The organism is Streptomyces antimicrobicus (genome assembly GCF_020532625.1).
GTDB lineage: Bacteria > Actinomycetota > Actinomycetes > Streptomycetales > Streptomycetaceae > Streptomyces > Streptomyces antimicrobicus.
The window spans coordinates 1-19,648 of the sequence record NZ_JAJAUY010000057.1 but is presented as its reverse complement, the minus strand read 5'-3'; the positions used below and the strand labels follow the sequence as shown (position 1 = coordinate 19,648).

At 72.0% G+C, this 19,648-nt stretch carries 20 protein-coding genes; 11 read left to right on the top strand and 9 right to left on the bottom strand.

Translation table 11 applies throughout. From position 1 onward, the window contains the following. Window positions 1–17: 17 nt before the first annotated feature. On the bottom strand, window positions 18–929 hold the full coding sequence (locus tag LG632_RS16225) for an ACP S-malonyltransferase (RefSeq protein WP_226728006.1): 912 nt from the start codon (window positions 927–929) through the stop codon (window positions 18–20). A gap of 89 nt (window positions 930–1,018) precedes the next feature. Further along, on the bottom strand, window positions 1,019–2,227 hold the full coding sequence (locus LG632_RS16220) for a PucR family transcriptional regulator (RefSeq protein ID WP_226728005.1): 1,209 nt from the start codon (window positions 2,225–2,227) through the stop codon (window positions 1,019–1,021). Window positions 2,228–2,285: 58 nt separating this feature from the next. Here LG632_RS16220 and LG632_RS16215 point away from each other — a divergent pair, with 58 nt between their 5' ends. Further along, window positions 2,286–2,963, top strand: coding sequence for a pirin family protein (locus LG632_RS16215; RefSeq protein WP_226728004.1), 678 nt, complete (start codon window positions 2,286–2,288; stop codon window positions 2,961–2,963). Between the two features lie 3 nt (window positions 2,964–2,966). Here the strand turns inward: LG632_RS16215 and LG632_RS16210 are convergent, their stop codons facing one another. Further along, window positions 2,967–3,782 carry a serine hydrolase domain-containing protein gene (locus LG632_RS16210; protein WP_226728003.1) on the bottom strand — a complete coding sequence of 272 codons (816 nt, stop codon included), beginning with the start codon at window positions 3,780–3,782 and terminating at the stop codon, window positions 2,967–2,969. A 52-nt stretch (window positions 3,783–3,834) separates the two neighbouring features. Between LG632_RS16210 and LG632_RS16205 the strand changes: the two genes are divergently transcribed. Next, on the top strand, window positions 3,835–4,215 hold the full coding sequence (locus LG632_RS16205) for a MerR family transcriptional regulator (protein ID WP_226728002.1): 381 nt from the start codon (window positions 3,835–3,837) through the stop codon (window positions 4,213–4,215). After that, window positions 4,212–5,231 carry an aldo/keto reductase gene (locus LG632_RS16200; RefSeq protein WP_226728001.1) on the top strand — a complete coding sequence of 340 codons (1,020 nt, stop codon included), beginning with the start codon at window positions 4,212–4,214 and terminating at the stop codon, window positions 5,229–5,231. The genes LG632_RS16205 and LG632_RS16200 overlap by 4 nt, the downstream gene beginning before the upstream one ends. Before the next feature lie 18 nt (window positions 5,232–5,249). Here the strand turns inward: LG632_RS16200 and LG632_RS16195 are convergent, their stop codons facing one another. The 3 genes from LG632_RS16195 to LG632_RS16185 form a co-directional block, all read right to left on the bottom strand. Next, window positions 5,250–6,086, bottom strand: a complete 837-nt coding sequence (locus tag LG632_RS16195) for a DUF4429 domain-containing protein (RefSeq protein WP_226727999.1) — start codon at window positions 6,084–6,086, stop codon at window positions 5,250–5,252. Window positions 6,087–6,091: 5 nt separating this feature from the next. Then, the gene (locus LG632_RS16190; RefSeq protein ID WP_308108546.1) at window positions 6,092–7,216 is read right to left on the bottom strand and encodes an alpha/beta hydrolase; all 1,125 of its coding nucleotides are present in this window, start codon (window positions 7,214–7,216) and stop codon (window positions 6,092–6,094) included. 218 nt (window positions 7,217–7,434) lie between these two features. Continuing rightward, on the bottom strand, window positions 7,435–8,085 hold the full coding sequence (locus tag LG632_RS16185) for a TetR family transcriptional regulator (RefSeq protein WP_226728035.1): 651 nt from the start codon (window positions 8,083–8,085) through the stop codon (window positions 7,435–7,437). 129 nt (window positions 8,086–8,214) lie between these two features. Here LG632_RS16185 and LG632_RS16180 point away from each other — a divergent pair, with 129 nt between their 5' ends. Together LG632_RS16180 and LG632_RS16175 are read left to right on the top strand one after the other, a co-directional pair. Then, the gene (locus LG632_RS16180; protein ID WP_226727997.1) at window positions 8,215–9,822 is read left to right on the top strand and encodes an MFS transporter; all 1,608 of its coding nucleotides are present in this window, start codon (window positions 8,215–8,217) and stop codon (window positions 9,820–9,822) included. Window positions 9,823–10,055: 233 nt separating this feature from the next. After that, a complete protein-coding gene (locus tag LG632_RS16175) occupies window positions 10,056–10,430 on the top strand; it encodes a peptidase inhibitor family I36 protein (RefSeq protein ID WP_226728034.1) in 375 nt (124 codons plus the stop codon). Here LG632_RS16175 and LG632_RS16170 read toward each other — a convergent pair. The 3 genes from LG632_RS16170 to aceE all read right to left on the bottom strand — a co-directional run bounded on the left by LG632_RS16170 (window position 10,411) and on the right by aceE (window position 14,686). After that, window positions 10,411–10,971, bottom strand: a complete 561-nt coding sequence (locus LG632_RS16170; protein WP_226727995.1) for a DUF5133 domain-containing protein — start codon at window positions 10,969–10,971, stop codon at window positions 10,411–10,413. The genes LG632_RS16175 and LG632_RS16170 overlap by 20 nt on opposite strands. A gap of 61 nt (window positions 10,972–11,032) precedes the next feature. Then, window positions 11,033–11,818 (bottom strand): potassium channel family protein, encoded by a 786-nt coding sequence (locus tag LG632_RS16165; protein WP_226727994.1) that lies wholly within the window; start codon window positions 11,816–11,818, stop codon window positions 11,033–11,035. A 135-nt stretch (window positions 11,819–11,953) separates the two neighbouring features. Continuing rightward, window positions 11,954–14,686, bottom strand: coding sequence for a pyruvate dehydrogenase (acetyl-transferring), homodimeric type (gene aceE, locus LG632_RS16160; RefSeq protein ID WP_226727992.1), 2,733 nt, complete (start codon window positions 14,684–14,686; stop codon window positions 11,954–11,956). Between the two features lie 439 nt (window positions 14,687–15,125). Here aceE and LG632_RS16155 point away from each other — a divergent pair, with 439 nt between their 5' ends. From LG632_RS16155 to LG632_RS16130, 6 genes are all read left to right on the top strand, one after another. Next, window positions 15,126–15,557, top strand: a complete 432-nt coding sequence (locus tag LG632_RS16155) for a DUF3052 domain-containing protein (RefSeq protein WP_226727990.1) — start codon at window positions 15,126–15,128, stop codon at window positions 15,555–15,557. A 195-nt stretch (window positions 15,558–15,752) separates the two neighbouring features. Next, the gene (locus tag LG632_RS16150) at window positions 15,753–16,211 is read left to right on the top strand and encodes a peroxiredoxin (RefSeq protein ID WP_226727988.1); all 459 of its coding nucleotides are present in this window, start codon (window positions 15,753–15,755) and stop codon (window positions 16,209–16,211) included. A gap of 146 nt (window positions 16,212–16,357) precedes the next feature. Next, window positions 16,358–16,933 carry a TerD family protein gene (locus LG632_RS16145; RefSeq protein WP_226727986.1) on the top strand — a complete coding sequence of 192 codons (576 nt, stop codon included), beginning with the start codon at window positions 16,358–16,360 and terminating at the stop codon, window positions 16,931–16,933. A 106-nt stretch (window positions 16,934–17,039) separates the two neighbouring features. After that, window positions 17,040–17,615, top strand: a complete 576-nt coding sequence (locus LG632_RS16140) for a TerD family protein (protein WP_226727985.1) — start codon at window positions 17,040–17,042, stop codon at window positions 17,613–17,615. Between the two features lie 37 nt (window positions 17,616–17,652). Next, window positions 17,653–18,768: a DUF475 domain-containing protein gene (locus tag LG632_RS16135; protein WP_226728033.1), complete on the top strand. Its 1,116-nt coding sequence runs from the start codon at window positions 17,653–17,655 to the stop codon at window positions 18,766–18,768. Between the two features lie 103 nt (window positions 18,769–18,871). Continuing rightward, on the top strand, window positions 18,872–19,609 hold the full coding sequence (locus tag LG632_RS16130) for a TerD family protein (RefSeq protein ID WP_226727983.1): 738 nt from the start codon (window positions 18,872–18,874) through the stop codon (window positions 19,607–19,609). The last annotated feature ends 39 nt before the right edge of the window (window positions 19,610–19,648 follow it).

Genomic DNA, 19,648 nt, shown 5'->3' with positions numbered 1-19,648 from the left:
CTGTGGGGCTCCTTCGTTCAGGCCGCGTGCTCGGCGAGGAGCGCCGCGGCCTTGTCGAGATCGTCCGGGGTCTTCAGCGCCACCGACGGCACGCCCTTGAGCGCCCGCTTGGCCAGGCCGGTGAGCGTGCCGCCGGGGCACAGCTCGACGATCCCGGTGACACCGAGCTCCGCGAAGGTCTCCATGCACAGGTCCCAGCGCACCGGGTTGGCCACCTGGCCCACCAGGCGGGCGACGACGTCGGCGCCCGTGGCCACGACCTGGCCGTCCTTGTTCGAGACGTACTTCAGCGACGGGTCCGCCGGGGAGAGGGCCCGTGCGGCCTCCTCCAGGGTGGCGACGGCCGGCGCCATGTGGTGGGTGTGGAAGGCCCCCGCGACCTTGAGGGGGACGACCTTCATGGCGCCCTCGGGCTTGTCCTCCGCGAGGGCGGCCAGCTGCTCCATGGTGCCCGCGGCCACGATCTGGCCCGCGCCGTTGATGTTGGCCGGGGTCAGACCCAGCCTCTCCAGGTGCGCGACGACCGTGTCCTGGTCGCCGCCGAGGACGGCGGACATGCCGGTCGGGGTGACCGCCGCGGCGTCGGCCATCGCCCGACCGCGGGTCCGCACGAACGCCAGCGCCTCCGCCTCCGGGAGGACCCCGGCGTACGCGGCGGCGGTGATCTCACCGACGCTGTGGCCGGCCACGGCGCCGAAGCCGGAGCCGAGCGCGGAGGCCGACAGCAGACCGGCCGCGACCAGCAGCGGCTGGGCCACCGCCGTGTCGCGGATCTCGTCCGCGTCGGCCTTGGTGCCGTAGTGGGCAAGGTCGAGCTCGATGGCCTCCGACCACGCGGCGACGCGTTCGGCAGCACCGGGGAGGTCGAGCCAGGGGGTCAGGAAGCCGGGCGTCTGAGCGCCTTGGCCGGGAGCGACGAGTACGAGCACCCTCACACTCTCTCTTGTGTTCGGTCCACGCCGCCCGTGGGGACAGGGACGAAGAACCGTCGGGGTAATTGTTGATGTCCGACAAAAGTCTAGGACTGCTGATCGCCGTCGGCCAGACGCCCGAGAATCAGGGCGATCCGCAGGGTGAACGCCGAGCGGACGTCGGACGGTGACCATCCGGTGACGTCGGTCACACGTCGCAGCCGGTACCGCACCGTATTGGGGTGCACGAACAGCATCCGAGCCGCCCCTTCGAGGCTGCTCGCCTGCTCCAGGTAGACACTCAGCGTCTCCAGCAGCGCGGAGCCCGCCTCTTCGAGCGGTCTGTAGATCTCCTCCACCAGCTGCTCGCGCGCCGAAGGGTCGGAGGCGATGGCGCGCTCGGGCAGGAGATCGTCCGCGAGCACCGGACGCGGCGCGTCCTGCCAGGCCGAACAGGCCTTCAGGCCCGCCGCCGCGGCTTGTGCCGAGCGGGTCGCCGCCATCAGGTCCGGGACCACCGGTCCGGCCACCACCGGGCCCGCCGCGAACGGCCCGATCAGGGACTTCGCCACCTGGAGCGGGTTGTCGCTGCCGCCCGCGATCACCACCAGCCGGTCACCGAGCACGCCGGTGAGCACCTGGAGCTTGGCGTGCCGGGCGGCCCGGCGGATCGCCTCGACGGTCAGCTCGCTGTCGCCCTCGGGGGCGGTGCCGAGCACCACGCACACGTGCTCGGGCGAGTTCCAGCCCAGCGCCGCGGCCCGCGACAGCGCGCCCTCGTCGGCCTCGCCCGACAGCACCGCGTTGACCACCAGCGACTCCAGCCGGGCGTCCCAGGCGCCGCGCGCCTCGGCCGCCTGGGCGTAGACCTGGGCGGTGGCGAAGGCGATCTCCCGGGCGTAGACGAGCAGCGCCTCGCGCAGGATCGACTCGTCACCGGGGGCCGCCACCTCCTCGATGGCCGCCTCCATGACCTCGATGGTCGTACGGACCATCTCCACGGTCTGGCGCAGCGTGATCGCCCGGGTCAGCTCGCGCGGAGCCGTGCCGAAGACGTCGGTCGAGATCGCCTGCGGGGTCTCGGGGTGCCGGAACCACTCGGTGAACGCGGCGATGCCGGCCTGGGCGACCAGGCCGATCCAGGACCGGTTCTCCGGGGGCATCGCGCGGTACCACGGCAGGGTCTCGTCCATCCGCGCGATGGCGTTCGCCGCGAGCCGCCCGGAGGACTTCTCCAGGCGGCGCAGCGTCGCCGCGTGCGGATGGGCCGGATGCACGGGATGCGCGGGGTGTTGCTCACGTTCGGGTTCGGGCACGGGACAAGACTGCCTTATCCGGACGCCACGGCCGACCCCCGGGTCTACGGTGGCCTCCATGATTGATGTACGCCGCGGCTCCGACCGGTATCCGGGCGGGGACGAGAAAACCGGGATCACCACCCGGCACGCCTTCTCCTTCGGGAGCTTCTACGACCCCGACAACCTGCGCTTCGGCCCCGTCGTGGCCTGCAACGAGGAGCGCCTGGAGCCGGGCGCCGGCTTCGAGGAGCACCCGCACAGCCACACCGAGATCGTGACCTGGGTGGTCGAGGGCGAGCTGACCCACAAGGACACCACCGGGCACACCACCGTGGTGCGGCCCGGTGACCTCCAGCACTTCAGCGCGGGCTCCGGGGCCCGCCACGTGGAGCGCAACGACGGCACCGAGCCGCTGCGGTTCGTGCAGATGTGGCTGGCGCCGCGCACGCCGGGCGGCGAGCCGGCGTACGAGCTGGTGCCCGGGCCGGTGGACGCCACCCCGTTCGCGGTGCCGGCCGCGGGCGCCGTGCTGCACGTGCGCCGTCCCGGCGCCGGCGAGCGGGTCGCCGTACCGGACGCGCCGCTGGTCTACCTGCACGTCGTACGCGGTGACCTGCGGCTGGACGGGGTGGAGCTGGGGCCCGGCGACGCGGCGCGGATCACCGGGGAGCGCGGCCTGCAGATCGTGGCGGGCTCGCCCGGTGAGCTGCTGCTGTGGGAGTTCGACGGGCCGGCGCCCGGCCCGGCGGCGTGAGCGTCAGCGGGCCAGCTCGGCGAGGACGGCGTCGGTGAACGCCGGCCAGGCCTCGACCGCCCAGGGGCCGAAGGCGCGGTCGGTCAGCGCCACGCACGCGGCGCGGGCGTCCGGGTCCACCCACAGGAAGGTGCCGGACTGCCCGAAGTGGCCGAAGGTCCGCGGGGAGGACCCGGCGCCGGTCCAGTGCGGGGACTTGCCGCCGCGGATCTCGAAGCCGAGGCCCCAGTCGTTGGGGGACTGCAGGCCGTAGCCGGGCAGGACGCCCTTCAGGCCCGGGTGCACCACCGCCGTGGCCTCGGCGACCGTACGGACGTCCAGCAGGCGCGGCGCCTGGAGCTCGGCGGCGAACCGGGCCAGGTCGGCGACCGTGGAGACGCCGTCCTTGGCCGGGGAGCCCTCCAGCGCCGAGGCGGTCATGCCGAGCGGCTCGAACACGGCCTCGCGCAGGTACTCGGCGAACGGGATGCCGGTGGCCTTGGCGATGTGGTCGCCGAGCTCCTCGAAACCGGCGTTGGAGTACAGCCGGCGCTGCCCGGCCGGGGCCATCTGGCGGTGCTCGTCGAAGGCGAGGCCGGAGGTGTGCGCGAGCAGGTGGCGGATCGTGGAGCCCTCCGGCCCGGCCGGTTCGTCGAGCTCGACGGCGCCCTCCTCGTAGGCCACCAGTGCGGCGTAGGCGGCGAGCGGCTTGGTGACGGAGGCGAGCGGGAAGCGGTGGTCCACCGGTCCGTGCGACCCGGCGAGGGTCCCGTCCGCCCGTACCACGGCCGCGGCGGCGGTCGGCACCGGCCAGTTCTCGATGATGCGCAGGCTCTCCATGCGGCTGAGCCTACTTGCTTGGAGTGCACTCCAGGGTTCTAGCGTGAACGCCATGAGCCTGACCCAGACGCGGTACACGATCAGCGAGGTCGAAGCCCGTACCGGGCTGTCCCAGCACACCCTGCGCTGGTACGAGCGGATCGGCCTGATGCCGCACGTGGACCGCTCCCACTCGGGACAGCGGCGGTTCAGCGACGCGGACCTCCACTGGCTGGCGTTCGTCGGCAAGTTGCGCGCCACCGGGATGTCGGTGGCCGACATGGTCCGCTACGCCGAACTGGTCCGGGAGGGCGCACACACCTTCGCCGAGCGGCGGGAACTGCTGGAGCGGACGCGGCGGGACGTCGCCGCGCGGATCGCGGAACTGACCGACGCGCTCGGCGTACTGGACCACAAGATCGCCCATTACGGCGGGAAGGCGCGCAGCACATGAACGAGGCAACGAGGATCGCGCAGGTCGAACTGGGCAAGGGCGGCCCCCTGGTGGGCGTGCAAGGGCTCGGCTGCATGGGGATGAGCGAGTTCTACGGCGACACCGACGAGGCCGCGGCGCGCCGGACCCTGGAGGCGGCGGTGGCGGCCGGGGTCACCCTGATCGACACCGCGGACTCCTACGGGCGCGGCCGCAACGAGGAGTTCCTGGCCCCCTTCGTCGCCGCCCACCGCGACCGGATCACCCTGGCCACCAAGTTCGGCCTGGAGCGCACCGACGACCCCCACCACCGCGGCATCCGCAACGACCGCGCCTACGTGCGCCGGGCCGTCGAGGGCAGCCTGCGGCGCCTGGGCGTCGATGTGATCGACCTCTACTACATGCACCGGCGCGACCCGGCGGTGCCGCTGGCCGAGTCGGTCGGCGTGATGGCCGAACTGGTGGCCGAGGGGAAGGTGCGCCACCTGGGGTTGAGCGAGGTGACCGGGGCGGAGCTGCGCGAGGCGTACGCGGTGCACCCGATCGCGGCGCTGCAGTCGGAGTGGTCGCTGTTCAGCCGGGACGTGGAGCGCAGCGCGGTCGGCGCGGCGGCCGAGCTGGGGGTCGCCTTCGTGCCGTACTCGCCGCTCGGGCGCGGCTTCCTGACGGGGGCGTTCGCCGATGCCGGCACCGATCTGGCGGCGGACGACTACCGCCGCCGCCAGCCGCGGTTCACCGGGGACAACGCCCGCGCCAACGCCGCCCTGCTGGCCCCGGTCCAGGAGATCGCCGCGGCCCGCGGCGCGACCCCGGCGCAGATCGCGCTGGCCTGGGTGCAGCAGCGGTCGGCCGTGCACGGCCTGACGGTGGTGCCGATCCCGGGCACCCGCAAGCCGCACCGGCTCGCCGAGAACCTGGCGGCGGCCGGGATCACCCTGACCGCGGCGGAGCTGGAGCGGTTGGAGCCGATCGCGGACCGGGTCGCGGGCGACCGCTACCCCGACATGGCCTTCACGTCGGTCACGCGCGAGGGCTGAGGCCGGGCCGGCGCGGGCTCACGCCTCCGCGGCGAAGCGGTCGCGCAGGGCGGCGTACTCGGCGTCGGTCAGCAGTCCCGCGCCGTGCAGCTCGCCCAGGTGCCGCATGCGGTCGGACGGCTCGGGCACCGCGGCCACCGGGGTCCGGCTGCGCACCGCGGCGAGCACGGCCGCCGCGAACGGCAGGGACTCGTGCACCGCGCCGTGGCCGAGGGCGAACAGCACCGCCGCCGGATCCTGGTCCGGCGGCGGTGCCACGCCGTCCTGGGCGTCGCGCAGCAGCAACCGCAGGTGGCCGCCCGGCGCGTCGGGGGAGTGCCAGGCGACCCCGCGCAGCTCCGAGAGCGGGTAATGCCGGTCGCCCGCCTTCCACTTGGTGCTGGACGCGCCCGTCCGCGACCAGCGCAGGCTCACCGCCTGCCCGTCGAACGTGGCCCGGGCGTCGTGCGCCTTGAGCTGGAGCGGGGGTTCGGGCACCGCCACGAGAAAACGTTCCGCCGGTTCGGTGGCGGTCCCGGTCGCCCGGACGGCGGCGGCCAGCGCCTCGGCCAGTTCCCGGGCCCGGGGCGCCCGGTCGGCCGGCAGCACCAGCCGGTACGGGTCCAGGCTTTCCTTCAGCTGTCCCGCCGCGACCTCCGTCAACGGGTCCGCGCCGGGTCGCGGCACGGCGCGCAGCACGAGCGTGTCGCGCTTGCCCGGGGTCACGGTCACCTCGGCCAGCGCCTCGACGGGAACACGGCGCCGGCCCAGCGCGGACCAGAGCCTCGGCGTGCGGATCCCCCGTTCGAAGCGGATGAGCACCGAGTCCGAGTCGAACTCCCAGACGGCATGATTTCCGGCCAGTACGTCACCCATGCGGGCTATCGTACGGGCCCTTTGCACGCGTCGTCCCCGCCCGCGCACACCACAGAACTGAGCAAGTCAGTTCCGATTTTGGCGAAGTTGTCCACCGAGGCGGTTCCTGGCTCGAAATAGCCCGTGTGGTTGCGGGCGCCGTCCGAGGCGAGCAGCCGCGCGCCGAAGCCGGGGGACATCGGGTCCGCGCCGTGGCCGAGTCCGCCGAGTTCCAGGTGCGGCACGTCCGCGATCCAGTCGCCCTCCGCCCGGACCGCCCACACGCGGGCCCTGGTACCGAGCCCGGCCACGTTCTGCGCCCGCATGCCGGGGCTGCCGGCCACCACCACGTCGGTCACCCGGCCGGGCAGCCGGCGCGCGGCCACACCGCAGACCACCGAGCCGTAGCTGTGGCAGTACAGCGCCACCGTCGCGTCGCCGGGCAGCGCGTCCGTCAGCGCCTGAAGCCGTACGGCGCCCTCTCCGGCCAGGCGTCCGGTGGCCGCGTCGACGCCGACCCCGGTGGGCGCGGTGTAGCCGGCCCAGGCGATCACCGCGGTCGGCGTGTCCGGCGCCGCCGCGCGCTGGGCGGCGTAGAGGGACTCGGCCATGCCGACGGGGGCGCTGTAGCGCCGCTGGGTGCGCTCGAAGGTGAGCAGGTCGGTGTCGACGCCGGGGACGATCACCGAGACCCGGCGGGCGCGGTCGAGGTCGCCGAGCACCTCGGCGGCCCGGCCGCCGTCGGTCGGGTCGAAGACGAGGATCTGCCGGTCGGGGTCGGCGAGCGAGGCGAAGCGGTGCGCGCGGCGCGCGGCCTCGGTGCGGTCGGCCGGGGCCAGGCGGAAGTCGCGGGAGTCGGCCTCCTCGGCGCGGCGGGCCTGCACCAGGGCGCGCCGGTTGGCCCGGTAACGGGTCTGCGCGGGAACGCCGTCGAGGTTGCCGACCACCAGCGGATAGCCGTCCGCGAGCCGGGCCCGCTGGGCTCCGTCGAGACCGGCGAAGAAACGGGCCACCGTGCCCACGGGCGCGTCGGCGGGCGGCACCGGGCGGCCGTCGATCCGGGCCGCGGCCCAGGCGGCGAGCGCGGCGACCCGCGGCGAGACCTCGTTCTCGGGGCGGTGCACCGCGGTCCAACCGGTGGTCGCCAGCATGACGAACACCACCGCGAGCGCGAGGAGTGCGCGCAGCGCGGTGGGGGAGGGCGGGGCGGAGGGGAGGGCGGGGCCGGGCACGTTCACTGGACACCAGGGTAGGAGACGTCCTCCGGCCGCAGAGCCGGGGGTGACCGGCGTCACCGCCAAGTGGAACGTGACGTTCGCCAAGTTGAGCGTCCCCTGGCGAGGGCGCCTGCGCCGGCGGTGTGACGCTCTCAGCGCCAGTCGGCCGCCAGCGCCCCGCCGATGTGGTCGAGATACCGCTCGGTGAGCCGGCGGATGGCCTCGATGCTGGTGTCCTCGCCCCGGCCCCACAGCCGTCCGGTGACGCGCATCACTCCGCAGAAGGCGGCGACGGCCACCCGTGGCCGCGGGTCGGCCTCCACGTCGAGCCCCTCGCGCTCGGCGATCAGCCGCGCGACCTGCTCCTCCAGTTCGGCCGAGCGGCGCAGGTGCACCGCCAGCAGGGCCGGCGTGGACTCGATCAACTGGTACGTGCGCATGTACAGGTCGACGGGGACCACCTCGGCGATGGCCTCGCCGACGGTGTCCCAGGAGTCCAGCACCGCGTTGCGCATGGCCAGCAGCGGGCCCTCGGCCGCCGGGCGGGCCCGCAGGGCCGCCACGAAGTGCTCCTCGACCAGGGTCTGGACGGCGAAGGCGACCTCTTCCTTGTTCACGAAGTAGCGGAAGAAGGTGCGCTGCGAGACGTCGACCGCCTCGGTGATCTCGTCCACGGTCGTCTCCTCGTAGCCCTGGGAGACGAACAACAGGAGGGCGGCGCGCAGCAGCGCGTCGCGGGTGCGCTGCTTCTTGCGTGCGCGCAGCCCGGCCGGCGCCGGCGGCGCGGACTGCTGGGTGGTGATCACGGCGGGGTCCTTTCGGGGTGCCGTTCGAGGCGGTTCGAGGCGGTCAGGGTACCTGTGACCGACCTGACAGCCACTGCCGCGTTGAGCCGTTTGTGAAGTGTCAGTCGCTGTCACTAGCCTGTCCGCATGACTAGTCGGACCACCGTCGACGACCGGACGCTCCTCAAGGGACCGGAGGCGGGCCCGGCCCGCCCCGGGCTGCGCGGTCACCCGTGGCTCACGCTGTTCGCCGTCGCGATCGGCGTCATGATGGTCACCCTCGACGGCACCATCGTCGCCGTGGCCAACCCCGCGATCACCGCCGACCTGGACGCCACGCTCGCCGAGGTGCAGTGGATCACCAACGGCTACCTGCTGGCGCTCGCCGTCTCCCTGATCACCGCCGGCAAGCTGGGCGACCGCTTCGGCCACCGCCAGACCTTCCTCGTCGGCATAGCCGGCTTCGCCGCGTCCTCCGCGGCGATCGGCCTGTCCTCCAGCGTCGAGCTGGTCATCGGCTTCCGGGTGGCGCAGGGCGTGTTCGGCGCCCTGCTGATGCCGGCCGCGCTCGGCCTGCTGCGGGCCTCGTTCCCCGCCGAGAAGCTCAACATGGCCATCGGCATCTGGGGCATGGTCATCGGCGCCTCCACCGCCGCCGGCCCGATCGTCGGCGGACTGCTGGTCGAACACGTCAGCTGGCAGTCGGTGTTCTTCATCAACATCCCCGTCGGCGTGATCGCGCTCGCCTTCGGTCTGGTGATCCTGCTCGACCACCGCGCCGACGACGCCCCGCGCTCCTTCGACCTGCTCGGCGTCGTACTGCTGTCGGCCGCGATGTTCTCCCTGGTCTGGGCGCTGATCAAGGCGGCCGAATGGGGCTGGGGCGATGCCAGGACCCTGCTGTTCCTCGGCGGGTCCGCGGTCTGCTTCGCGCTCTTCGCGCTGTGGGAGACCAAGGTGTCCGAGCCCCTCGTCCCGCTGGGGATGTTCCGCTCGCTGCCGCTGTCGGCCGGCACCGTGCTGATGGTGCTGATGGCCTTCGCCTTCATGGGCGGCCTGTTCTTCGTCACCTTCTACCTGCAGAACGTCCACGGGATGAGCCCCGTCGACAGCGGCCTGCACCTGCTGCCGCTCACCGGCATGATGATCGTCGGCTCCCCGCTGGCCGGCGCCGCCATCACCAAGGTCGGTCCCCGGGTGCCGCTGGTGCTCGGCATGGTGGCCACCGCCGCCGCCTGCTTCGGGATGTCCCGCCTCACCCCCGACACCGGCACCCTGACCATGTCCCTGTGGTTCGCCCTGCTCGGCCTCGGCCTCGCGCCGGTGATGGTCGGCGCCACCGAGGTCATCGTGGGCAACGCCCCGCTGCAGCTGTCCGGCGTGGCCGGCGGCCTGCAGCAGGCCGCCATGCAGGTCGGCGGCAGCCTCGGCACCGCCGTCCTCGGCGCCGTCATGGCGGGCACCGTCACGGACACGTTCGGGGACAGGTGGACGGCCGCGCAGCTGCCGCCGCTGACCCCCGAGCAGCTGGACCTGGCCCAGTCCGCCGTCACGGTCGGCGCGGCCCCCGTCACCCCGGACATGCCGGCGCAGCTGGCGGCCGCCGTCACGGGCGTCGCGCACGAGACCTTCGTCTCCGGGATGAGCACGGCCTTCACCGTCGCCGGTGCCGTCGCGGTGCTCGCCGCCGTCGTGGCCTGCTTCACCCGGCGCGGCGCGCACGCCGTCGAGGGGGCGGGGGCGGGCCACATCTAGGCGCGCGAGCGCCGCGACCGCCCGCCCCGGGAGGCGCCCGCGGGCGTCAGGGAACCTCCCCTGGAGGTGCCGCCGGGCGTCGACTCCGTACGTGTGACAGCCCCGCCGGACGGGATCCGGCGGGGCCTTCACCTATCCGGGTGATCCGCGCCGAGGGCCCTTCCGCCCGCCGGTCGCCGCAGCTCAGCGTGGGTTCGTACACCGAACCGAACGACTTTCCGGAGCTGATCGACATGCGTCGCACCCACGCCTTCCCCGCCGCCGCCGCGATGGCCGTGGCCGCCCTGCTGCCCAGCGCCCCGCAGGCGCACGCCGCCCCGGTGTCCCTGGGGTCCTGTGCCACGGGGCAGCTGTGCCTGTGGGCGAAACCGGACTTCAAGGGCGCCCGGCACGTCCACGAACTGAGCACCCTCGACGTGAACTCCTGCACCCCGCTCCCACCCGGCACCAGTGCGCAGGCGCTGGCGAACCGCACGGGGCGGCCGGTGACCACGTACCAGTCGGCGGAGTGCGCCGAGACGGGGGAGTTCCAGACCTATCCCGGGGACGGGGTGTGGCTGCCCCAGTCGCCGTACCAGGTGCGCGCCTTCAAGGTGTGGGAGAACTGACCGCGGCCGCCGACACGGCCAGGTAGCGGCGGGCCGCCCGGACCGCCTCCTTCGGGGTCCGGCGGGCCATCAGGACGCACAAGGTGTACGCCGCGTCGTCCAGGGCCCGCTGGGCGCCCTCGTCCGCGGGGTCCGCCGCCGCGGCCGCGTGGCAGGCCAGGAACCGGTCGAGCACCTTGGCCGTGTACCCCCGGTCGGGCGCCAGCCGCAGCACCGGCACCGGAGCCCCGGCCGGCGCGCTGCGGGCCAGCCGGACCGACTGGCGCAGGGCCCGGCCCACCCGTCCGGTGACCGGCAGGCCCCGCGAGACCAGGGTGTGGGCCACCTCCGGCACGCTCAGGCCCGCGGTGGCCGCCGTGGCGCTCACGATCGCCCGGGCGGTCCGGGCCGGGGCCCCGGTGAGGGCCATCACCATGCCGACGGCCATGGCGACCACATGGCCTTCGCCCGTTCGGGTGATCGTGCGGTCGGGCTCCCGGACCGGGTCACCGGCCGGGTCCGGTGCGGGTCCGGTGCCGTCCGCCGCGGCAGGCTGCGTCATGGGCCCTCCTTCGGGAACACCCCCGCCCATCTAAACACCGGGCCGGGCGGCCCACCTGTCGTCACGGCACCCGCGACGCCGAGACCTCCGCCGGGACCTCCGCCGCGCCCTCGCCCCGGGCGGGCCCGCCGCCGAGCCGGGCCACCTCGGCGCGCAGCGCCCGCACCTCCGCCTGGAGTTCGCGCAGCGCGGCCAGATGGAGCCGTTCCACTTGGTCGTCGCGCTCGAAGCGGGCGATGAACCAGGCGGCGATGTTGGCCGTCACCACACCGAGCAGGGCGATCCCGGACAGCATCAGCCCCACCGCCAGGACCCGGCCCAGGCCCGTGGTGGGGGAGTGGTCGCCGTAGCCCACGGTGGTCATCGTGGTGAAGCTCCACCACACCGCGTCACCCAGGTTCTTGATGTTGCCGTCCGGCGCGTCCCGCTCCACGCTCAGCACCGCCAGCGAGCCGAACATCAGCAGGCCCACCACGGCCCCGGCCACATAGGTGGTGAGCCGGATCTGCGGCGCCATCCGGGCCCGCCGGCCCACCAGCATCAGCGTGGCGACCAGCCGCAGCAGCCGCAGCGGCTGCACCAGCGGCAGCACCACGGCCGCCAGGTCCAGCCAGTGGGTGCGCACGAAGCGCCGCCGGTCGGCCGCCAGCCCCAGCCGGACCACGTAGTCCGCGGCGAAGGCGCCCCACACCGCCCACTCGACGTACGTGCAGGCCCGGTGCACCGTCCCGCTCGCGTCGGGCATGACGATCGGCACCGCGTACGCGACGGCGAAGAGCACCGCGAAGCCGAGCAACGGGGTCTGTGTGCGCCGCTCCCAGCGGACCTGCGCGGACTGTTCCTTCATGCCGGGCATGTTAAGGACCCGGACGCGGGGGAGCGGGCCCGGCCGTGCCGGAACCCGCTCCACCCGCGGCACGCGCCGGGGCGCGGGGGTCACGGCCCGGCGCCCGCGGCGCCGGCCCCCGCGCCCGGTGGGCGCCTACGCGTCGCCGCCCGCGGCGCCCGGGTCGGCCGCCGCCACGTCCAGCAGCTGGTAGCGGTCCACGGCCTGCTTCAGCGCCGAACGGTCCACCTGGCCGGCCTTCGCCAGCTCGGTCAGCACCGCCAGCACCACCGACTGGGCGTCGATGTGGAAGAAGCGGCGCGCCGCCCCGCGGGTGTCCGCGAAGCCGAAGCCGTCCGCGCCCAGCGAGGTGTAGGCGCCGGGCACCCAGCGGGAGATCTGGTCCGGAACCGAGCGCATCCAGTCCGAGACGGCCACGAACGGCCCCTGGCCGGCCGACAGCTTCCGGGTGACGTACGGGACGCGCTGCTCCTCCTCCGGGTGGAGCAGGTTGTGCTCCTCCACCTCGACGGCCTCGCGGCGCAGCTCGTTCCAGGAGGTCGCCGACCAGACGTCCGCCCGGACGTCCCACTCCTCGGCCAGGATCCGCTGCGCCTCCAGCGCCCACGGCACGGCCACGCCCGAGGCCATGATCTGCGCCGGGATCGTGCCGGCCGTCCCCGTGGAGACGCGGTGGATGCCCTTGACGATGCCCTCGACGTCCACGTCGGCCGGCTCGGCCGGGTGCTGGATCGGCTCGTTGTAGACGGTCAGGTAGTAGAAGACGTCCTCCGCGTCGGGACCGTACATCCGCCGCAGACCGTCCTGGACGATGTGCGCGATCTCGTAGCCGTAGGCGGGGTCGTACGCCACGCAGCCCGGGTTGGTCGACGCCAGCAGCTGGGAGTGGCCGTCCGCGTGCTGCAGGCCCTCACCCGTCAGGGTGGTCCGGCCGGCGGTCGCGCCCAGCACGAAACCGCGCGCGAGCTGGTCGGCCATCTGCCAGAACTGGTCACCGGTGCGCTGGAAACCGAACATCGAGTAGAAGACGTAGACCGGGATCAGCGGCTCGCCGTGCGTCGCGTACGCCGAGCCCGCGGCGATCAGCGAGGCCGTGCAGCCCGCCTCCGAGATGCCGTCGTGCAGCATCTGGCCGGTCGGCGACTCCTTGTACGCCAGCAGCAGTTCGCGGTCGACCGCCTCGTACTGCTGGCCCAGCGGGTTGTAGATCTTGGCGCTCGGGAAGAACGAGTCCATGCCGAAGGTGCGGTACTCGTCCGGCGCGATCAGCACGAACCGCTTGCCGATCTCCTTGTCCCGCATCAAGTCCTTCAGCAGCCGCACGAACGCCATGGTCGTGGCGATCGACTGCTGCCCGGAGCCCTTCTTGACCGCCGCGTACGCCGTGTCGCCCGGCAGGGCCAGCGGCTTGGCGCGCACCACCCGGGTCGGTACGTAGCCGCCCAGCGCCTTGCGCCGGTCGTGCATGTACTGGATCTCCTCGGAGTCCCGGCCGGGGTGGTAGTACGGCGGGGCGCCGCTCTCCAGCTGCGCGTCCGTGATCGGCAGGTGCAGGCGGTCGCGGAAGCGCTTGAGGTCGTCGACCGTCAGCTTCTTCATCTGGTGGGTGGCGTTGCGGCCCTCGAAGTTCGGGCCCAGCGTCCAGCCCTTGATCGTCTTGGCCAGGATGACCGTCGGCTGGCCCTTGTGGGCGCGGGCAGCCGCGTAGGCCGCGTAGATCTTCTTGTGGTCGTGGCCGCCGCGGCCCAGGTGCAGGATCTGGTCGTCGGTCATGTTCTCGACCATCGCGCGCAGCCGGTGGTCGTCGCCGAAGAAGTGGTCGCGGATGTAGCCGCCGGTCTCGGTGGCGTACGTCTGGAACTGGCCGTCCGGGGTGGAGTTCATCCGGTTGACCAGGACGCCGTCGCGGTCCTGGGCCAGCAGCGGGTCCCAGGAGCGGTCCCAGATCAGCTTGATGACGTTCCAGCCGGCCCCCCGGAAGATCGACTCCAGCTCCTGGATGATCTTGCCGTTGCCGCGGACCGGGCCGTCGAGGCGCTGGAGGTTGCAGTTGACCACGAAGGTCAGGTTGTCCAGGCCCTCCCGGGCGGCCAGCGAGAGCTGGCCGAGCGACTCCGGCTCGTCCATCTCGCCGTCACCGAGGTACGCCCACACGTGTGACGCGGAGGTGTCCGCGATCCCGCGCGCCTCCATGTAGCGGTTCATCCGGGCCTGGTAGATCGCGCCGATCGGGCCGAGGCCCATGGAGACGGTCGGGAACTCCCAGAAGTCCGGCATCAGCCGCGGGTGCGGGTAGCTGGACAGGCCGTACGGGGCCTTGGACTTCTCCTGGCGGAACGCGTCGAGCTGCTGCTCGGAGAGCCGGTCCAGCAGGTAGGCGCGGGCGTAGACACCCGGCGAGGCGTGGCCCTGGAAGAAGATCTGGTCGCCGCCGTCGCCCTCGTCCTTGCCCCGGAAGAAGTGGTTGAAGCCCACGTCGTACAGGGAGGCGGAGGAGGCGAACGTCGCGATGTGGCCGCCCACGCCGATGCCCGGGCGCTGGGCCCGCGAGACCATGACGGCCGCGTTCCAGCGGGTGGCGTTGAGGATCTTGCGCTCGATCTCCTCGTTGCCGGGGAAGTACGGCTCGTCCTTGGTGGCGATCGTGTTGACGTAGTCCGTGCTGCGCATCTCGGGCACGGCCACGCGCCGCTCGCGGGCCCGCTCGATCAGGCGCAGCATCAGGTAACGGGCCCGCTCGCGGCCCCGCTCGTCGACGGCGGCGTCAAGGGAGTCGAGCCATTCCCTGGTCTCCTCGGGGTCGAAGTCCGGGACCTGGCTGGGAAGGCCGCCAATGATGATCGGGTTGCGATCGGATGCGGAAGCCACGCTGTTCCTTCGCTGTCGGGGGAGTCGTGCCATGGATCACACCGGCTCCCATCGTCTACCGCGGGCACGGAATCGTCATCTTTACCAGTGGGTAACCCGGAAGATCTTCCCGCCACCCCGCACGGCCGAAGCGGACGGTTCGGACAGATCGCAACCTTACGCCCATCGTTGCCGGCCCGGGCCGGAGGTCCCCCGTCCCCCGAGCGGAGGAGGAACGGCGCGAGGAGCTGCCGAATATCCTGGAATGGTGTGGCATGGATCACGGGAGGCGTGGGTCGTGCGTGGTGGGAGTTGCGGCGAGACGGCCGCAATCGTCACCGTTTCGACGGTCTCGACCGTCGGGTACTTGCGCGATCCGCCGCTCCCGTGTGGACTACGCCCAATGCTGCGCGTACGCGCGCGGCCGAAGACATCACCGAACATGAGCAGGAGGCACCCCGTGAGCGCGACCGCGGACCACGCGGACAGCAGCCTGGCCGCCCGGCTGGGTTTCCAGTCCGATCAGGTGGTCCAGGAGATCGGCTACGACGACGACGTCGATCAGGAGTTCCGCGAAGAGATCAAGCGGTTCATCGGTCATGACCTCGAGGACGAGGAATACGACGACGTGGCCGACGCGGTGCTGCTGTGGTTCCGCGAAGACGACGGCGACCTGACGGACACGCTGGTCGATGCCATCGACTACGTCGACGAGGACTCGCTGATTCTGCTGCTGACCCCGAAGACGGGCCGGGACGGCTTCGTCGAGGCCAGCGACATCAGCGACGCCGCCAAGCAGGCGGGCCTGGCCCTGGGCAAGAGCTTCAGCGTGGGCAAGGAGTGGTCGGCCCAGCGCCTGAAGACCCCCAAGACGGCCAAGTCCAAGCGCTGAGCCACGCGCCGCCGCCCGGCCGGGCCACGCCGGGCAGGCCGCCGCCGGGCCGGGCCGCGGGCGGCAGCGGGCGGCAGCCGGACGGATCCTGAGCGGACCCCGTCGACCTCCCGGTCGGCGGGGTTTCTGCGTGTCCGGGGCGGCAGGCTCTAGGCTGGGGCCCACCCGAACGGCCCAATGAGAGGGATGCGACAGATGGCGATCGAGGTCGGCCACAAGGCCCCGGACTTCGAGCTCAAGGACAACCACGGCCGGACCGTGCGGCTCTCCGACTTCCGCGGGGAGAAGAACGTGGTGCTGCTCTTCTACCCGTTCGCCTTCACCGGCGTGTGCACGGGCGAGCTGTGCGAGCTGCGCGACCAGCTGCCCCGGTTCCAGAACGAGGACGTCCAGCTGCTGGCCGTCTCCAACGACTCCGTCCCCACCCTGCGCGTCTTCGCCGAGCAGGAGGGCCTGGAGTACCCGCTGCTGTCGGACTTCTGGCCGCACGGCGAGACCTCCCGCGCCTACGGGGTCTTCGACGAGGACAAGGGCTGCGCGGTGCGCGGCACGTTCGTCATCGACAAGGACGGCATCGTGCGCTGGACCGTCGTCAACGGGCTGCCCGACGCCCGCGACCTGAACGACTACATCAAGGCCCTCGACAGCCTCTGATGCCCCCCGCGCGGCCCGGCGCACCACGCCGCGCGGGCCGCGCGCAAACCCGCGCGAGGGGCGGGAACCCGTCAGTAGGATCCAGACGTTGATCCTGTGCAACGCACGACGGGGCCCGGCCCCACCCGAACACCACTGGAGGACCCGTGGGAGTCAGCCTCAGCAAGGGCGGCAACGTCTCGCTGACCAAGGCCGCCCCCAACCTGACCGCGGTCATCGTCGGTCTGGGCTGGGACGCTCGCACCACCACCGGCGTCGACTTCGACCTCGACGCCAGCGCCCTGCTCACCAACGACCAGGGCAAGGTTGCCACCGACGGCAACTTCGTCTTCTTCAACAACCTGCGCAGCCCCGACGGCTCCGTCGAGCACACCGGTGACAACCTCACCGGTGAGGGCGAGGGCGACGACGAGCAGATCAAGGTGAACCTGGCCGGCGTGCCGGCCGACGTCGCCAAGATCGTCTTCCCGGTCTCCATCTACGAGGCCGAGGCCCGCCAGCAGAGCTTCGGACAGGTCCGCAACGCCTACATCCGCGTGGTGAACCAGGCCGACAACAGCGAGCTCGCCCGCTACGACCTCTCCGAGGACGCCTCGACCGAGACCGCCATGGTCTTCGGCGAGCTCTACCGCCACGGCGCCGAGTGGAAGTTCCGCGCCATCGGCCAGGGCTACGCCTCCGGTCTGCGGGGCATCGCCCAGGACTTCGGCGTCAACGTCTGAGCCCGAGAGCAGTTCATCCGTCCGGCGTCGTGCACCGCGTGTGTACGGCGCCGGACGCGCTTGTCATGCTTTCAGCCACCACCACGTCGTACGGGGAGGACACACGATGGGCGTCACACTCGCCAAGGGGGGAAACGTCTCGCTCTCCAAGGCCGCACCGAACCTGACCCGGGTTCTGGTGGGCCTCGGATGGGACGCGCGCTCCACCACGGGCGCCGACTTCGACCTCGATGCCAGCGCGCTGATGTGCAGCGGCGGCCGGGTGCTCGGGGACCAGTACTTCGTCTTCTACAACAACCTGCGCAGCCCCGAGGGCGCCGTCGAGCACACCGGTGACAACCTCACCGGCGAGGGCGACGGCGACGACGAGTCGATCCTGATCGACCTGGCCAAGGTCCCGGCCGAGGTCGACAAGATCGTCTTCCCGGTCTCCATCCACGAGGCGGACCTGCGCCGGCAGAGCTTCGGCCAGGTCAGCAACGCCTTCATCCGGGTGGTCAACCAGGACGACGGCCAGGAGCTGGCTCGCTACGACCTCTCCGAGGACGCCTCCAGCGAGACCGCGATGATCTTCGGCGAGGTCTACCGCTACGGGGGTGAATGGAAGTTCCGGGCGGTCGGACAGGGGTACGCGTCGGGTCTGAGGGGCATCGCTCTAGACTTCGGGGTCAACGTTTCGTAAAGCCGCGCAGGGCGCGGGGGAGACCGATGAGGTGCCAGTGGTTCTGAAAACCTTCGGCTGGTCGTTCGCAGTCACTGCGCTCGGCCTGGTCGCAGCGTGGTTCTACGGAGGGGCGACAGCTTTCGGGATCGTCGCGATCCTGTCCGTCCTCGAGATCTCGCTGTCCTTCGACAACGCGGTGGTCAACGCCGGAATCCTGAAGAAGATGAATGCCTTCTGGCAGAAGATCTTCCTCACGATCGGTGTGCTGATCGCCGTCTTCGGCATGCGACTGGTCTTCCCCGTCGTGATCGTGGCCGTCAGCGCCAAGATCGGGCCCATCGAGGCCGTCGACCTGGCGATGACCGACAAGGACATGTACAAGCAGCTGGTCACGGACGCCCACCCGGCGATCGCGGCCTTCGGCGGAATGTTCCTGCTGATGATCTTCCTCGACTTCATCTTCGAGGACCGCGACATCAAGTGGCTGGCGTGGCTGGAGCGGCCGCTGGCCAAGCTCGGCAAGATCGACATGCTGTCGGTCTGCATCGCCCTCGTCGTCCTGCTGGTCTCGTCGATGACGTTCGCCACCCACGCCCACCAGCACGGCGGCATGCACGTGGACAAGGCCCAGACGGTCCTGATCTCCGGCATCGCCGGCCTGATCACGTACCTGGTCGTCGGCGGCCTCTCCGGCTTCTTCGAGAACAAGCTGGAGGAAGAGGAGGAGGCCGAGCACGAGGCCGAGGAGGCGGCCAAGCGCAGCGGCAAGCCGGTCTCGGCGGTCGCCCTGGCCGGCAAGGCCGCGTTCTTCATGTTCCTCTACCTGGAGGTCCTGGACGCGTCCTTCTCCTTCGACGGCGTCATCGGCGCCTTCGCCATCACCAACGACATCGTCCTGATGGCCCTCGGCCTGGGCATCGGCGCCATGTACGTCCGGTCGCTGACGGTCTACCTGGTCCGCCAGGGCACCCTGGACGACTACGTCTACCTGGAGCACGGCGCGCACTACGCCATCGGCGCGCTCGCCGTGATCCTGCTGGTCACCATCCAGTACGAGATCAACGAGGTGATCACCGGCCTGGTCGGCGTGGTGCTCATCGCCTGGTCGTTCTGGTCCTCGGTCCGCCGCAACAAGCGGCTGGCACTGGAGGAGGCCGGCTCGCAGGCATGAGCCGGCCGCATGTGCGGAAGCATTGACAGGGGCGGCCCCACGGCCGCCCCTGTCGGCGTTCGCCGCGGTTCGCCGGCGGTGGTTTCCAGGGTGGGGGAAGGGTATGGGGTTCTTCGACGGGCTCAGGGGGGCCCGGGCGGCGCAGTTCCAGTCGGGCAACGCCTCGTCGAACGCGATCGAGCTGACCAGGCGGCATCCGACGGTGTCGCTGACCAAACAGGGGGCCGTCACCGGCAACCTCCGCGTCAACCTGTCCTGGCGCATGCGCACCTCGGACATCGGAGGCCCGGACCGGCAGGGCAGCCGGCTGCTGCGCCACCCGTTCAAGCTGTTCCAGCCCGAGGTGGTGCAGGCGCACACCCAGGGCATGGTCAACGTCGACCTGGACATGGGCTGCCTGTACGAGCTCACCGACGGCAGCCGCGGCGTGGTCCAGCCGCTGGGCAACCTCCTCGGCGACCTCAACGACCCGCCCTACGTGAAGCTCAGCGGCGACGACCGCTTCGGCTCCCCCTCGGGCGAGACGCTCTACGTCAACCTCGACCACGCCGAGGACATCAAGCGGCTGCTGGTCTTCGTCTACATCTACGACCAGACACCGGCCTTCGACCGCACCCACGCCCTGGTCACGCTGTACCCGAGCAACGGCCCGCGGATCGAGATCGCCCTGGACGAACGGCACCCGCAGGCGCGCAGCTGCGCCGTGCTGCTGCTGGAGAACGTCAAGGGCGAGCTGGTGGTGCGGCGCGAGGTGAAGTTCGTCTACGGCTTCCAGGCCGAGCTGGACCGGCTGTACGGCTGGGGGCTCCAGTGGGGGCGGGGGTACAAGACGAAGGCCTGACCGGGACCGGGGGCCCGACCGGTCGGCCGCCTGCGGCCT

Bases quoted from the DNA above. Each gene is read 5' to 3' on its own strand.
- LG632_RS16215 (WP_226728004.1), top strand. From the start codon at position 2,286: ATGATTGATGTACGCCGCGGCTCCGACCGGTATCCGGGCGGGGACGAG.
- LG632_RS16210 (WP_226728003.1), bottom strand. From the start codon at position 3,782: ATGGAGAGCCTGCGCATCATCGAGAACTGGCCGGTGCCGACCGCCGCC.
- LG632_RS16205 (WP_226728002.1), top strand. From the start codon at position 3,835: ATGAGCCTGACCCAGACGCGGTACACGATCAGCGAGGTCGAAGCCCGT.
- LG632_RS16200 (WP_226728001.1), top strand. From the start codon at position 4,212: ATGAACGAGGCAACGAGGATCGCGCAGGTCGAACTGGGCAAGGGCGGC.
- LG632_RS16195 (WP_226727999.1), bottom strand. From the start codon at position 6,086: ATGGGTGACGTACTGGCCGGAAATCATGCCGTCTGGGAGTTCGACTCG.
- LG632_RS16190 (WP_308108546.1), bottom strand. From the start codon at position 7,216: ATGCTGGCGACCACCGGTTGGACCGCGGTGCACCGCCCCGAGAACGAG.
- LG632_RS16180 (WP_226727997.1), top strand. From the start codon at position 8,215: ATGACTAGTCGGACCACCGTCGACGACCGGACGCTCCTCAAGGGACCG.
- LG632_RS16175 (WP_226728034.1), top strand. From the start codon at position 10,056: ATGCGTCGCACCCACGCCTTCCCCGCCGCCGCCGCGATGGCCGTGGCC.
- LG632_RS16170 (WP_226727995.1), bottom strand. From the start codon at position 10,971: ATGACGCAGCCTGCCGCGGCGGACGGCACCGGACCCGCACCGGACCCG.
- LG632_RS16165 (WP_226727994.1), bottom strand. From the start codon at position 11,818: ATGAAGGAACAGTCCGCGCAGGTCCGCTGGGAGCGGCGCACACAGACC.
- LG632_RS16150 (WP_226727988.1), top strand. From the start codon at position 15,753: ATGGCGATCGAGGTCGGCCACAAGGCCCCGGACTTCGAGCTCAAGGAC.
- LG632_RS16140 (WP_226727985.1), top strand. From the start codon at position 17,040: ATGGGCGTCACACTCGCCAAGGGGGGAAACGTCTCGCTCTCCAAGGCC.
- LG632_RS16130 (WP_226727983.1), top strand. From the start codon at position 18,872: ATGGGGTTCTTCGACGGGCTCAGGGGGGCCCGGGCGGCGCAGTTCCAG.